The sequence below is a fragment of the Phytobacter sp. V69 genome, assembly GCF_965644215.1.
In the GTDB taxonomy this organism is placed as follows: Bacteria; Pseudomonadota; Gammaproteobacteria; order Enterobacterales; family Enterobacteriaceae; genus Phytobacter.
In genome coordinates this window covers 1-383 of the sequence record NZ_CBFFRL010000540.1, presented here as the reverse complement: position 1 = coordinate 383, position 383 = coordinate 1, and the positions used below count along the sequence as shown (strand labels likewise).

At 42.0% G+C, this 383-nt stretch carries 1 protein-coding gene; it reads right to left on the bottom strand.

All coding sequences use genetic code 11. The features are described 5' to 3' along the window. Positions 1-55: 55 nt before the first annotated feature. Positions 56-383, bottom strand: a 328-nt coding sequence (locus tag ACSZPU_RS26375; RefSeq protein ID WP_499004580.1) for an HNH endonuclease signature motif containing protein, incomplete at its 5' end; no start/stop codon positions are given.

The following is a 383-nucleotide window of genomic DNA, read 5'->3' as shown; positions in this document are numbered from 1 at the left end:
CGGGCATCGTGAAAAGTCTATGTCAAAGAAAGGGTTATGTTCTCATAATTGACGATTAAATCGCACCTTCCTTAACACCATGATACTGTTCGTATTGGCTCACTGAACCGGAGTGAGGGAAAGTGGCTTCGTGAGCGCTTGTCTCTACAAGTTGCATGGTAGAAGTGTTCATTATGGGATCATAATCATTTAAATGGTGCCAAGTATAGCCGTCTGGATGTGATTTACCTGTAATATTCCCAACTGAGTTTGTGTAATTTGCCAATTCATTTGCTGCCTTAAAATCGCCATAACGACTACCTGTCATTTGAACCGCCCCGGGAATCCTGGAGACTAAACTCTTTGAGAGAGAGGTAAACAGGATGACTAAAAACACACGTTTT